The organism is Morganella psychrotolerans, assembly GCF_001676155.1.
In the GTDB taxonomy this organism is placed as follows: Bacteria; Pseudomonadota; Gammaproteobacteria; order Enterobacterales; family Enterobacteriaceae; genus Morganella; species Morganella psychrotolerans.
The window spans coordinates 462215-475354 of sequence record NZ_LZEW01000012.1 but is presented as its reverse complement, the minus strand read 5'-3'; the positions used below and the strand labels follow the sequence as shown (position 1 = coordinate 475354).

12 protein-coding genes and 1 pseudogene are annotated in these 13140 nt (G+C 47.8%); 6 read left to right on the top strand and 7 right to left on the bottom strand.

Annotated elements, in window-relative coordinates; all coding sequences use genetic code 11:
- The first annotated feature begins 170 nt into the window (after positions 1 to 170).
- Complete coding sequence (gene degQ / locus AYY16_RS12580) at positions 171 to 1541, top strand: serine endoprotease DegQ (protein ID WP_067366985.1); 1371 nt, start codon at positions 171 to 173, stop codon at positions 1539 to 1541.
- 60 nt (positions 1542 to 1601) lie between these two features.
- On the opposite strand, the gene cysI is transcribed toward degQ, so the two are convergent.
- From cysI to AYY16_RS12570, 3 genes and pseudogenes are all read right to left on the bottom strand, one after another.
- Positions 1602 to 3329: an assimilatory sulfite reductase (NADPH) hemoprotein subunit gene (gene cysI / locus AYY16_RS12575; RefSeq protein WP_067366982.1), complete on the bottom strand. Its 1728-nt coding sequence runs from the start codon at positions 3327 to 3329 to the stop codon at positions 1602 to 1604.
- Positions 3329 to 3718 (bottom strand): ferredoxin reductase domain-containing protein, encoded by a 390-nt coding sequence (locus tag AYY16_RS21145; RefSeq protein WP_235846304.1) that lies wholly within the window; start codon positions 3716 to 3718, stop codon positions 3329 to 3331. Before AYY16_RS21145 ends, cysI begins: the two co-directional genes overlap by 1 nt.
- Positions 3719 to 3919: 201 nt before the next feature.
- A pseudogene (locus tag AYY16_RS12570) lies at positions 3920 to 5135 on the bottom strand (flavodoxin domain-containing protein); the annotation flags it as partial.
- A 353-nt stretch (positions 5136 to 5488) separates the two neighbouring features.
- Here AYY16_RS12570 and tauA point away from each other — a divergent pair.
- The 5 genes from tauA (at position 5489) to degS (ending at position 10316) form a co-directional block, all read left to right on the top strand.
- On the top strand, positions 5489 to 6541 hold the full coding sequence (gene tauA, locus AYY16_RS12565; protein ID WP_067366979.1) for a taurine ABC transporter substrate-binding protein: 1053 nt from the start codon (positions 5489 to 5491) through the stop codon (positions 6539 to 6541).
- Between the two features lie 71 nt (positions 6542 to 6612).
- Complete coding sequence (locus tag AYY16_RS12560; protein WP_235846298.1) at positions 6613 to 7317, top strand: taurine ABC transporter ATP-binding protein; 705 nt, start codon at positions 6613 to 6615, stop codon at positions 7315 to 7317.
- A 61-nt stretch (positions 7318 to 7378) separates the two neighbouring features.
- Positions 7379 to 8176, top strand: coding sequence for a taurine ABC transporter permease TauC (gene tauC / locus AYY16_RS12555; RefSeq protein ID WP_067366973.1), 798 nt, complete (start codon positions 7379 to 7381; stop codon positions 8174 to 8176).
- Positions 8177 to 8195: 19 nt separating this feature from the next.
- Positions 8196 to 9023 (top strand): taurine dioxygenase, encoded by an 828-nt coding sequence (gene tauD, locus AYY16_RS12550; protein WP_067366968.1) that lies wholly within the window; start codon positions 8196 to 8198, stop codon positions 9021 to 9023.
- 207 nt (positions 9024 to 9230) lie between these two features.
- Positions 9231 to 10316, top strand: coding sequence for an outer membrane-stress sensor serine endopeptidase DegS (gene degS / locus AYY16_RS12540; RefSeq protein WP_067366962.1), 1086 nt, complete (start codon positions 9231 to 9233; stop codon positions 10314 to 10316).
- 49 nt (positions 10317 to 10365) lie between these two features.
- Here the strand turns inward: degS and murA are convergent, their stop codons facing one another.
- The 4 genes from murA to mlaC form a co-directional block, all read right to left on the bottom strand.
- Positions 10366 to 11631 (bottom strand): UDP-N-acetylglucosamine 1-carboxyvinyltransferase, encoded by a 1266-nt coding sequence (gene murA, locus AYY16_RS12535; protein ID WP_067366959.1) that lies wholly within the window; start codon positions 11629 to 11631, stop codon positions 10366 to 10368.
- A 54-nt stretch (positions 11632 to 11685) separates the two neighbouring features.
- Positions 11686 to 11940, bottom strand: coding sequence for a BolA family iron metabolism protein IbaG (gene ibaG / locus AYY16_RS12530; protein WP_067366956.1), 255 nt, complete (start codon positions 11938 to 11940; stop codon positions 11686 to 11688).
- Between the two features lie 199 nt (positions 11941 to 12139).
- Entirely contained in the window at positions 12140 to 12430 is a 291-nt protein-coding gene (mlaB, locus tag AYY16_RS12525; RefSeq protein ID WP_067366954.1) for a lipid asymmetry maintenance protein MlaB, read from the bottom strand.
- Entirely contained in the window at positions 12430 to 13059 is a 630-nt protein-coding gene (gene mlaC / locus AYY16_RS12520; protein ID WP_067366951.1) for a phospholipid-binding protein MlaC, read from the bottom strand. Before mlaC ends, mlaB begins: the two co-directional genes overlap by 1 nt.
- Positions 13060 to 13140: the final 81 nt, after the last annotated feature.

Sequence of the window (13140 nt, the reverse complement as noted above, 5' to 3'; positions counted from 1 at the left end):
AGTTCACGTAAAGCCTTGTAAAGGTTGTTTTATTCTCATTGAACGCGGAACTTTCATCCCGCATATAGAGTCATAAGACTATCTGCGTATGCTGCGGCTTTGTGTGCCGCAGATTCAGCTTATTAATTGATGAGAAATAAAACACATGATGAACAAGAAGAAAAAAAAACCTGCTCAGTGCTGTTGCCATCAGCCTCGGATTATCCCTCGCCGTCATCCCTGCGGTTTCAAATGCCGCACTGCCGGCCAAACTGGCTGCCGGTGAATCATTACCAAGCCTGGCGCCAATGCTGGAAAAAGTATTACCGGCTGTCGTCAGTGTCAAAGTCTCCGGCACGGCGGTTCAGCGCCAGCAAGTTCCGGAAGAATTTAAGTTCTTCTTCGGCCCGAATGCACCGACTCAACAAGAAAGTGTGCGCCCGTTTGAAGGTCAGGGCTCCGGTGTCATTATTGATGCGGCGAAAGGTTATATTCTGACCAATAACCACGTTATTCAGAATGCCGATAAAATTCAGATCCAGCTCAATGACGGACGTGAGTATGACGCCACTTTAATCGGCCGTGATCCGCAAACTGACATTGCTCTGTTGCAGGTGAAAAATGCCCCGAACCTGACCGCCATTACGATGGCTGACTCAGATAAACTGCGTGTGGGTGATTTCACCGTGGCTGTCGGTAACCCCTTCGGGTTAGGTCAGACCGCCACCTCCGGGATTATCTCTGCATTAGGTCGCAGCGGACTGAATATGGAAGGGCTGGAAAACTTTATTCAGACGGATGCATCCATTAACCGGGGGAACTCGGGTGGTGCGCTGCTTAATCTCAACGGTGAGCTAATCGGTATTAATACCGCGATTCTGGCACCGGGCGGCGGTAACGTCGGGATCGGTTTTGCTATCCCGAGTAATATGGCTAAAGACCTGACCGGTCAGTTAATCGCAACCGGTGAAGTGAAACGCGGCGTTCTCGGGATCCGTGGTACTGAAATGAATGCTGATATTGCAAAAGCCATGAATGTGGAAGCACAACGCGGCGCATTTGTCAGTGAAGTTATCCCTAAATCAGCGGCAGCTAAAGCCGGAATCAAAGCCGGTGACGTGCTTATTTCCGTTGACGGCAAACGTGTCGGCAGCTTTGCTGAATTGCGGGCAAAAGTCGGCACCACACCACCGGGCAAAGAAGTGAAAATTGGTTTATTGCGTAAAGGTGCAGCCCTGGATGTCAGTGTGATTCTGGATAACAGCGAAGGTCAGACGACCAAAGCTGAAAACCTGACCACACTACTGGAAGGCGCAACACTGAGTAACGGCAGTAATAAGCAAGGCGACAAAGGCGTGAGTGTTGATGTGGTTCAGAAGGGATCACCTGCTGAAGCATCCACATTACAGGCCGGTGACCTGATTGTCGGCGTCAACAACCAGCGCGTTCAGAGCATTGTTGAATTACGTAAGATAATTGATGCCAAACCGAATGTTCTCGCACTGAATATTTTACGCGGTGGTGAGGATATTTACCTGCTTCTCAATAATGCAGGCCGCTGATTAACCTGGATTTTTGTAAATAGTAAAAACCGCGCCACTGAAAATGGCGCGGTTTTTACGTTAAACCACTTTTGCCTCATAAAAATCAACCGCTGAGTTAAGCACTGGTTTGATAATATCGGCACGGATCAGATAATCACCAAATCCTTCCTGACTATTCCGTTCTGTTGACCAGCGTCCGATTAATTCATCCAGAATAGATAAAATCACTGCTGAGCTGATATTTTCCCTGTACATACGGGGAATTCGTGTACCGGTACGATTTCCGCCCAAATGTAAATTATAGCGATCCGGCGCTTTTCCCACTAATCCCACTTCCGATAACATCGCCCGGGCGCAGCCATTCGGGCAACCGGTCACACGCAATACAATAGGCTCTCCGCCCACACCGTGTGACAGCATAATGTTTTCCACACAGGTGATAAAATCAGGCAGGAAACGCTCCGCTTCTGCCATAGCCAGCGGACATGTCGGGAAAGAAACACATGCCATTGAATTCTCACGCAGCGGAGTAACACTGTCACTGATAAGACCATGCGCCCGTGCGATCAATTCAATATTCTCTTTTTTTGCCTGTGGAACTCCCGCAATAATCAGGTTTTGATTGGCGGTTAAACGAAAATCCCCCCGGTGAATTTTTGCGATTTCCGCCACGCCTGTTTTTAATGGTTTGCCGGGCAGATCAATCAGGCGGCCATTTTCAATAAAAAGCGTCAGATGCCAGTGACCATCAATACCTTTTAACCAGCCGGGCTGATCACCGCGTAATGTGAATGTATACGGACGGACAGGAGAGAATGTCACACCTGAACGCCGCTGCGTTTCCTGTTTAAAAACGTCAATACCGACGCGTTCAAGAGTGTATTTGGTTTTGGCATTTTTGCGGTCTGTCCGGTTTCCCCAGTCACGTTGCGTGGTGACAATCGCCTGCGCGACCGCCAGTGTATCCTTTAAGAAAATAAACCCGAATTCACTGGCCAAACGGGGAAATGTTGCGGTATCACCGTGTGTCATAGCCAGCCCCCCGCCGACCAGAACATTAAAACCTATCAGTTTTCCGTTTTGTTCAATAGCCACAAAATTCATGTCATTAGCATGTAAATCAACATCATTTACGGGCGGGATCACCACTGATGTTTTGAATTTACGCGGCAGGTAGGTTTTCCCTAATATTGGCTCCTCATCTGTTACTGCAACTTTTTCTTTATTAAGCCAGATCTCAGCATACGCACGCGTCCGGGGTAATAAATGTTCCGATATCTTTTTTGCCCATTGATACGCCTCACTGTGTAATTCAGACTGAACCGGATTAGACGTGCAGAGAACATTGCGGTTAACATCATTAGCCGTGGCAAGTGAATCCAGCCCTGCTTCATGCAACATCTGATGTGCCGGTTTTAAATCCCCTTTCAAAATACCGTGAAACTGAAACGTCTGCCGGTTGGTAATGCGGATGCTGCCGTACAGCGTATTTTCTGATGCAAATTTATCAATTTTCAGCCACTGCGCCGGTGTAATAATACCGCCCGGCAGACGGCAGCGAAGCATCATGGCATGACGGGGTTCCAACTGCTGTTCTGTGCGTTCCGCACGGATATCACGGTCATCCTGCTGATACATCCCGTGAAAGCGGATCAGTAAAAAATTATCCCCTTCAAACCCGCCGGTCAGACCATTTTTCAAATCGTCTTTAATCGTCCCGCGCAGATAATCACTGTCACGCTTCATTCTTTCGCTGTCGCTCAGTTTACCCTCAACAATTAAAGGTCCGTATTTTTTATCACTCATTAATAAACATCCCTCTGATACCGGCGCACAGTGCGCAGTTCACTTAAAAACTCATCAGCCGATCCGCTATCCATATTTCCGTATTGGCTGATGATATCCAGCAATGCCCGTTGCGTATCACAGGCCATATGATTTGCATTACCACAGACATAGATATGTGCGCCGGCATCAATCCAGCGCCACACTTCCTCACCCTGCTCATACAACTTGTCCTGTACATAGGTTCTGACCGGCTTATCACGCGACCAGGCTAAAGACACTGAGGTTAATAAACCCTCTGTGACATAACGCTGCCATTGAGTCTGATACAGAAAATCTTCTGTAAAACACTGATTTCCGTAAAAAAGCCAGTTTTTTCCTGTCGCATTATCATTTTCACGTTGTTGCATAAATGCCCTGAATGGCGCAATACCGGTTCCGGCTCCGATCATAATAACGGGAGCAGCCGGATCAGCCGGAAGGCGGAAATTATCATTGTGCTCAATAAAGATCCGCAGATCCCCGCCCTCTTTTATATGATCAGCCAGGAACCCTGAAGCGCCGCCCGTACGTGCATATCCGTCTGTTTCATAACGGATCACTCCGACGGTAAGATGAACTTCATTTTCTGTTTCAGCCTGTGAAGAGGAAACTGAGTACAGTCTGGGAGTAAGCGGTCTGAGGATATCGGCGAATGCCTGAGCGGATGGCTGTGAGGCAGTCATCCTGAGCATTGCTGCAACAGGCGTTGTTTTCGCATAATGCACAGTGGCCTGTTTATCGCTGATAAGGCTTAACAGCACGTCATTCTGTGCTAACTGCGCGTATTTACTGACCGTCACGCTATTATTCTGTGTTAATTCCAGATGACAAATCAACGCCTCCCTCAGCGGGTATGACTGACCGGTGATAAAAATACGTTCCTCCCCGTTCAGTTGTAATAAGCTGAGTACTTCATCCGCCAACGCCGGATCATTTTCAAACCAAACACCGAGTGCATCCCCGGGCTGATAACGCAAGCCGGAATCCCCCAGTGAGATTTCAATATGGCGCACATCCTTGCGTGATCCCCGTCCGGTAATTTTTTGATTAACCAAGAGTGATGCGGTCAGTGGCGTGGTTTTTGTATAGGCATGAGTGTTAATCCCGCCGGTGCAACCCACAGGTGTTGCCGCCTGCTGACCATCTCCCTGTTCTGATACCCGTTTTTTAAGCAATTGAGTGAGTTCGTTAATCCATTCCCCGGCAACAGACTGATAATCCACATCTGCATCCACCCGGGACAGTAACGATTTCGCCCCTGATTTCGCTAACTGAGTATCAAACCCTATACCTGCACGGCAAAATTTTTCATATGACGAATCACCCAATGAAAAGACCGCATAAACCATTTCACTGAGATCAGGTCTTTTTTTCTGAATGCAGATATTTATAAAACGCCACCGCTTCTTCCGGTGGTTCTCCGTCTCCCTGAGTGGAGGTCACAATAATAATTATTTTTTCGCGGGCAAGCTGTTTATATTTAAATTTACCCGCACTTATCAAATTAACACTGAAACCTTCATTAATTAAATGTACGTTTAATTCTTCTGACAGACGTCGTGCATTACCGGTCTGCGATGCTGATATAATAGTAATAATATCGTTTGATGAGGCTGTTACCGTAACAGGAATATCGGTGGACAGTTCTTCGCTAACCTTTCCCCATAAATAACCGGATATCCAGGCCAGTTGATGAGACGTGACATTGTCAGTTATTGTTTGCAGAGCAGAAAGCTGCTCCGCTGATATCGGGAACACCGATACCGGAGATTGCTTTTTTATCATTACCCTGTTGCTCCCGTATTATATATAAATTATTATTCCGGTACTTCCCAGGTTATAACATCCCTGCCAAATAGGATAAGATAACAACCCCATATCTTATAGCCAAAAAATATAACATCATGCCTTTGTCATTCCACGCCAGTATATACCCCGATCAAACACCTCACGCAATAACAATTGATACGCAAAAACAGACCGATTTAAATTAATTATTTAAAAAACCAGAACAATTACATTGAATAATATTCATGCATAACAAAATGGAATTTAAATATAATAATTAATTATTTCCGGATATATACACCCGTCATCTTAATATATCGATATTCATCATTTTTCACCGGAAGAAAACTATGTCGTTATATCAGCCTCAAAAACAAAAACAAAAGCGGGTGATTTTATCTTTAATAGCGGTTCTGGCACTTGTCACCGGTTTTATTCACAGTCAGACACTGCCGGCGCACCAACAGCCCCGGAAAAATAAATCGGCTGAAAAACCAGTCGTGATCGCCTATCAGACCGGTATTGACCCCGGTAAAATTGCGCAGGCAAATAACGCCTATGAAAAGGCCACCGGGAAACAAATCATCTGGAAAAAATTTGACAGCGGTGCCGGTATATTAACCGCACTGGCTGCCGGCGATGTGGATATCGCCAATATAGGATCAGCGCCATTCAGTATTGCCGCAAGCCGGGGATTACCGGTTAAGGTATTTTATATTGCCGCCATTTTAGGTACATCCGAAGCCCTGATTATCCGCAATGACCGCCATTCGTCAGGCGGATTAACCGGTAAAAAAATTGCGGTGCCTTTTACATCAACGGCCCATTACAGTTTGCTTGCGGCACTGGCACACCTGAATATTGATGAAAAATCGGTACAACTCATTAATCTGCGCCCTGCTGAAATTGTTGCCGCATGGGAAAGAGAGGATATTGATGCGGCTTATGTCTGGGAGCCGGCATTAAGTCAGCTTAAAGCCTCCGGACAGATCCTGATGTCCGGCCGTGACATGAGCGCCCGGGGGAAACCAACCTATGATTTGTGGGTGGCGGAAAATACCTTCGCTGAACAGCACTCTGATGTCCTTGCCCGATTTGTCGCGGTCACTGACAAGGAAGTGCAGTGGTATAACCGGAATAAAAATAGTTTATCAGAGCACCCTGAGATATCCGGTAAAATTGCCGCACTGACCGGATCACAACCGGATGAAGTTGCCGCGGTAATGTCCGGTAATGATTATCCCGGTTTGCAGGAGCAGACCCGGATTCTGGCCACCTCTCTTGCCGGTGAGATCCGTGATACCGCTCTGTTTTTACAGCAGCAGGGCAGCATTGATACCGTAAAAACCACTTATGCCGAAAATATCAGTATACAGGCCATTGAAACGGCAAAGGAACAATAATATGGCTGATATTATTCTTAAAAATATTGATTTTTTTTTACCCCGATAAACCACAAATCATATTATCTGATGTGAATTTAACTATACCTGATAATGGTATTACGGTTGTACTGGGAGCCTCCGGTTGCGGTAAAACATCGTTGCTGAATATTGTGGCCGGTTTTTTATCTCCGTCCGGGGGGGAAATAACACAGGACGGAAAAATAATTTATGGCCCGGCATCAGACAGAGCGGTGGTATTTCAAAATGATGCACTTATGCCCTGGCTCAATGTTTATGAAAATGTCGCACTGGGGCTGCAAATTAAAAATTCAGGGAAACAGGAAGAAACCGCAATTGTAAAAGAGAAACTGCAGGATACAGGGCTGCTTCATGTTATTACGGATAATATCTGGTCATTATCCGGAGGAATGCGGCAACGGGTTGGTATTGCGCGGGCATTGGCCATTGAATCTGATTTTATTTTGATGGATGAACCCTTTGGGGCGCTGGATGCCGCTAACCGTGAACAAATGCAATCATTAATTCTGACATTGAAAAAAAACCGGCAGAGTGCTTTCTTTATTATTACACATGATATTGAAGAAACCCTTCTTCTGGCCACGAATCTGATATTAATGGCGCCAAATCCGGGACGAATAATATCCGTTGAAGAACCACCATTTTATAAACACTGGTCAGACGGTATGACTATTCGTCAGATAAAATCTGACCAGAGTTTTATTCATTACAGAGATTACCTGTCCGATAAAATAATGGCACACAAGTGCAGTTAATTAACCGGTTAATAATGCAGATGCAGAGCATATACCATATTGTCAGAAAAGAGGTCATACCATGAAATACCTATCCGGAGAGAGAAAAGCCCGGCACAGCCGGATATTAATCAGCATCGTGAGTATATCTGTACTGATAGCAGGATGGTGGCTGACAAGTACATTACAGTGGGTTAACCCGCTGTATCTGCCCGCGCCGGAACAGATCGGACGTCAGTTTCTGGCGTTATCAGAGTCCGGCTATATGAATGCCACGCTGTGGCAGCACCTGGCCGCCAGCCTGGACCGGATACTTCAGGCACTGCTCCTGGCGGTAATTACGGGGATCCCGGCGGGCGTTATGATGGGGCTGAGTCCGCTGATCCGCGGCGTGTTAGATCCTGTTATCGAACTTTATCGCCCTGTTCCCCCTCTGGCTTATCTGCCACTGATTGTTATCTGGTTTGGTATTGGTGAAACCACCAAAGTCCTGCTGATTTATCTGGCCATTCTGGCACCGGTTTTAATTTCCGCCATGCAGGGCGTTCTGGCTGTGCCGGAAAACCGGATACGGGCGGTGCAATCTCTGGGGGCAAACCGATTGCAGGTTTTAAGGTATGTGATTTTACCATCAGCATTACCGCACATCATTACCGGTGTCCGGATTGGGCTGGGTGTGGGCTGGTCAACACTGGTGGCAGCCGAGTTAGTCGCGGCACAGCGGGGACTGGGATTTATGGTGCAGTCCGCTGCACAATTTCTGAATACAGGGATTGTCATGACAGGCATTGCCGTGATTGCCGTTGTGGCGCTCAGCATTGAACTGGCACTACGTTATTTACAGCAGGCATTAGTTCCGTGGTACGCAAAAGAATCTTAAACAACCCGGGAGAACGGATATGGATATACAAAAGTTAACACCCGCTATCGGCGCTCAAATCAGCGATATCGATCTGAACCAGATACAAGATGCAGATACATTGCCAAAATTGCAGGCAGCACTATCAGAACATCAGGTTTTATTTTTCCGCAGGCAATACCTCAAACCGGAAGTTCAGCGTGACCTGGCTGCTGCGTTCGGTCATCTGCATATACATCCGATTTTTCCCTCTCATGAAACCGTGAAGGAAATCATTGTGCTGGACAGCCATCTGCTGGACTTAAAAGATAATGAACTGTGGCACACCGATGTAACCTTTCTGGAAAAACCCGCGATGGGATGCGTGTTGTCGGCGGTACAGGTGCCGGCATACGGGGGAGATACGTTATGGGCATCTCTGACCCGCGCTTACGCAGATCTGTCCCCGGCCATGAAGCAATTTTTATCCGGTCTGACAGCAGAACATGATATCAGCCGTTCATTTCCTGACAGTCGTTTCACTCAGACAAAAGAAGCAAAGGCATCATTGGAAAAAGCCAGGCAGGATTATCCGCCGGTAAGCCATCCCGTGATCAGAACACATCCGGTGACCGGTGAGAAATGTTTATTTGTTACGGAAGGTTTTACAAGCCGTATCAATGAATTAAGCCCGGAAGAGAGTGATATATTGCTGGCATTCTTGTTTAAACACAGTACCCGGCCAACCTATGCGGTCCGCTGGCACTGGCAAAACGGGGATGTGGCTATCTGGGATAATCGCTGCACTGCGCATCTCGCCTGTTTCGATTACGGAAATGCTCACCGTATCATGCACCGCGCAACGGTGACGGGGGACAAACCCTTTTAACCACGGCCGGTAAACAGACGTAATTGATCCCCGGCCTGATGCTGATAACATAACAGTCAGAACGGATATAAAAATAAGCGCCGGATCCGCGCTTATTTGTTTGGTTATCATCATAAATTACGGCATTTACCCACATATTAATCATCAGGATTATGGTATTCTGCCTGCAACCCTTTCTTCCTTAATTCACAACACCGGTTAAGTACTATGTGGTTTAAATTATTGCGATCCGTATTCATGGGACTTATTGTTGCTGCCCTTCTGCTGGTCAGCGTCCCGTCTATTCGCCCGCAATTTGTCACACAGTGGTTTAATCATTTGTTTAATAATGATGAGCCGGTCAGCTATAACAAAGCGGTACGCCGCGCTGCACCCGCTGTTGTCAACGTCTACAGCAGCAGTATGGGCAGCCTTTCCCAGCAGGGACCCGAACTGACCTCCCTCGGCTCAGGCGTGATAATGAATGAGCAGGGTTATATTCTGACCAACCATCATGTTATCAAAAACGCGGATCAAATCCTGATTGCCCTGCAATACGGCAATTACGGCAGACTGTATGAAGGTATGCTGATTGGCGCAGATGACCTGACAGACCTTGCCGTATTAAAAATAAATACCACTGATAAACTTCCGGTGATCCCGATAAACCCGAAACGCCCGTCTCACGTCGGTGATGTCGTGCTGGCTATCGGCAATCCGTTCAATGTCGGGCAAACCGTAAACCAGGGAATTATCAGTGCGATGGGTCGCGTCGGGCTGAGTCCGACACGCCGCCAGAATTTTCTTCAGACAGATGCTTCCATTATGGCGGGTAACTCAGGTGGTGCGCTGGTCAACACTGAAGGCGAACTGGTCGGCATCAACACCATGTCTTTTGACAGTAATGATCCCTCACGCCTGAGTGACAGCATCGGTCTTGCTATTCCGGCTGAGCTGGCGCTGCGGATTATGAATAAGCTGATTAAAGACGGTCGGGTGATCCGGGGATATATCGGCATTACCTCAAAAGAGCTGCCGCCGATCCGGACAAACAACAGTGACATCAATCAAATCAGTGGATTACGTGTTTTTCAGGTTGCGCGGGATGGTCCGGCAGATAAGGCAGGTATTCAGGTCGGCGATATCATCACCAGTGTCAATAATAAACCAACCGTTTCGCCACTTGAGATGATGGATCAGGTTGCAGAGCTCAGCCCGGGCAGTATGGTGCCGGTAACATTATTACGTAATGGTCAGATGAATTCTGCCGATGTGATGATTGAAGAATTTACCCCGCCAGCCGGACAAAACTAAAAAAAAAATCAAAAAAAAAGAGCGGGTTATCCGCTCTTTCTTCTTAGTATCACTCTTCTGAATGAATACGTTCGATATTCGCGCCTAATTTACGCAATTTTTCTTCGATATGCTCATAACCGCGATCAATATGATAGATACGGTCAACAATCGTTGTCCCTTCTGCGATACAGCCCGCCAGCACCAGGCTTGCGGATGCGCGTAAATCTGTCGCCATCACCTGCGCACCGGACAGCTTTTCCACACCGTGACACAGAACTGAATTGCTCTCGATTTCAGCATGTGCGCCCATACGGATAAGCTCCGGAATGTGCATAAAGCGGTTTTCAAAGATAGTTTCTGTGATCATCCCGGAGCCTTCTGCCACCAGGTTCAGCAGACTGAATTGTGCCTGCATGTCAGTCGGGAATCCCGGATGCGGCGCGGTGCGGAATGTTACCGCTTTCGGGCGCTGACCTTTCATGTCCAGGCGGATCCAGTCATCGCCGGTTTCAATCTCAGCACCGGCTTCGCGCAGCTTGGCGAGTACGGCATCCAGAGTGTCCGGCTTGGCATTACGGCACAGAATTTTCCCGCGTGAAACGGCAGCTGCGATCAGGAATGTACCGGTTTCAATGCGATCAGGTACGACAGTGTGAGAGCCGCCACCGAGGCGTTCAACACCTTCAATGACAATATGGTCACTGCCGGCGCCGGTAATTTTTGCACCCATCGCATTCAGGAATGCAGCGGTATCTTCAATTTCCGGCTCACGGGCCGCGTTTTCGATAACGGTTTTGCCTTTTGCCAGCGCTGCTGCACACATGATGGTGATTGTGGCACCCACGCTTACTTTGTCCATCACAATGGTGTTGCCGGTCAAACGACCGTCAACTTCCGCTTTCACATAGCCTTCATCCAACGTGATTTTTGCACCAAGCTGCTCTAACCCGGTAATATGCAAATCAACCGGGCGCGCGCCGATGGCACAACCACCCGGCAGTGAAACCTGACCGTGACCAAAGCGGGCAACCAGCGGTCCCAGTGCCCAGATTGACGCACGCATGGTTTTCACCAGGTCGTACGGCGCACAATATTCATGAATATCAGAGGCATCAACGCGTAATGTCGTACCATTACGTTCAATTTTGGCACCTAATTGTGTTAATAATTTTATTGATGTGTCGATATCCCGCAGTTCCGGCACATTATGTAATTCAACCGGCTCGTCTGCCAGGATTGCGGCGAACAGGATAGGCAATGCAGCATTTTTTGCGCCCGAAATAGTCACTTCGCCCTGAAGGACGGAAGGACCTTTTACCCGAAATTTATCCATCTGTAGACACTCTCATTATCATTAATTTTTTATTCGTGCTTTGCCCGGCCGCGATTACAGCCCGTTCAGTTTGCGATCCCGTTCCCACTGAGCTGGTGTATATGCTTTGATCGACAACGCGTGGATACGGTTGTCCGCAATGTATTCCATCAGTGGTGCATAAACAGCCTGCTGCTGCTTAACACGGCTCATGCCGTCGAACAGGTCACCCACGGCGACCACCTGAAAATGGCTGCCGTCTCCGGTCACAATTGCGTCAGTCAGTGCCAATGTATCCATCAGCACTTGTTTGATTTCATTCGTATCCATAATATCTCAAATTGGTTATCAGATTGTACGTTATAGGTACTATCGTAATCGAATATGCCGGACTCTTAAACCATTAAAAATGCCCCCGGCAGTACAGTCATCGGAATGACGACTACCGGAGGCAGTTACCTTACGGAAAATCACAGCAAATTTATATCGATCGCGCCGTTATTTACCGTATTTTAAGTTTCATGCGTTATTACTGATTATCGCTGAATTCAGATGCAACGCCGTAAAGTGAAATAAGCATCTGCAGATTCGGGCTCACCCCTGCCAGCACCAGCGGGGTATCACCCTGCTCACTTTTCAGGCGCACCAGCATGGCAAGTCCCGCTGAGTCCACATGCGCCAGACCGGATACATCCACTGTCCGCACGCAATCCATCTGCGCCTGACGCGCTGTCCAGAACGACATCAGTGTGTCGCGATCCAGTTCACCTGTCAGTGCAAGCACGTCATTGTGTTTTTCCCACGTCAGTGCGGCAGTCATTATTTCTGATCCAGCGTGATAGGTGTTTTTGCACTGCGCTCCAGCTCAGTTGTCAGGCCATCAACGCCTTTCTGACGCAGAATGGATGCCCACTCATTTTGTTTGGTGGTGATCATACTCACCCCTTCGGCAATCATGTCATACGCCTGCCAGTTACCGGTTTTGGTATTTTTACGCCACTGGAAATCCAGACGGATTGGCGGGCGACCGGCCGGTTCAGTGATCGTCACGCGGATAGCCACGATGGTTTTATCATCCAGTGGTTGTGCCGGTGCTATCTGATAGTTCTGGTTGGTATACATTGCCAGTGCCTGACCGTAAGCCTGTGCCAGATAAGCCTCAAATGCTTTAAAATAGGCATCGCGCTGTGCCGGTGTCGCATCTTTATAATATGAGCCTAATACCAGCGCACCCGCATATTTAATCTGTACATAAGGCAGTAACTCTTCCTGAACCACAGTACGCAGATATTCCGGGTTAGCCCGGATCTGCGCCTGGTCGGCTTTCAGACGGTTAAAGGTTTTTGCCGCCGCATCTTCCATCAGTGCATACGGGTCTGTCTGATCAACAGCACCGGCAAACGGGGCAATAACAACCAGCATCGCGGCTATCAGTAAACGCTTAAACATAGTTAACTCCTGATCTCTCACAGACGGTATCCCGCTGCGAAAATAGAATGACGTTGGGTATAAACAGTATTGTGCAAATTT

What these genes read in the sequence shown, in the direction of transcription:
- mlaC (WP_067366951.1), bottom strand. Translation starts at nt 13,059, where the DNA reads ATGTTTAAGCGTTTACTGATAGCCGCGATGCTGGTTGTTATTGCCCCG.
- degS (WP_067366962.1), top strand. Translation starts at nt 9,231, where the DNA reads ATGTGGTTTAAATTATTGCGATCCGTATTCATGGGACTTATTGTTGCT.
- tauA (WP_067366979.1), top strand. Translation starts at nt 5,489, where the DNA reads ATGTCGTTATATCAGCCTCAAAAACAAAAACAAAAGCGGGTGATTTTA.
- mlaB (WP_067366954.1), bottom strand. Translation starts at nt 12,430, where the DNA reads ATGACTGCCGCACTGACGTGGGAAAAACACAATGACGTGCTTGCACTG.
- tauC (WP_067366973.1), top strand. Translation starts at nt 7,379, where the DNA reads ATGAAATACCTATCCGGAGAGAGAAAAGCCCGGCACAGCCGGATATTA.
- tauD (WP_067366968.1), top strand. Translation starts at nt 8,196, where the DNA reads ATGGATATACAAAAGTTAACACCCGCTATCGGCGCTCAAATCAGCGAT.
- ibaG (WP_067366956.1), bottom strand. Translation starts at nt 11,940, where the DNA reads ATGGATACGAATGAAATCAAACAAGTGCTGATGGATACATTGGCACTG.
- AYY16_RS21145 (WP_235846304.1), bottom strand. Translation starts at nt 3,718, where the DNA reads ATGCAACAACGTGAAAATGATAATGCGACAGGAAAAAACTGGCTTTTT.
- murA (WP_067366959.1), bottom strand. Translation starts at nt 11,631, where the DNA reads ATGGATAAATTTCGGGTAAAAGGTCCTTCCGTCCTTCAGGGCGAAGTG.
- cysI (WP_067366982.1), bottom strand. Translation starts at nt 3,329, where the DNA reads ATGAGTGATAAAAAATACGGACCTTTAATTGTTGAGGGTAAACTGAGC.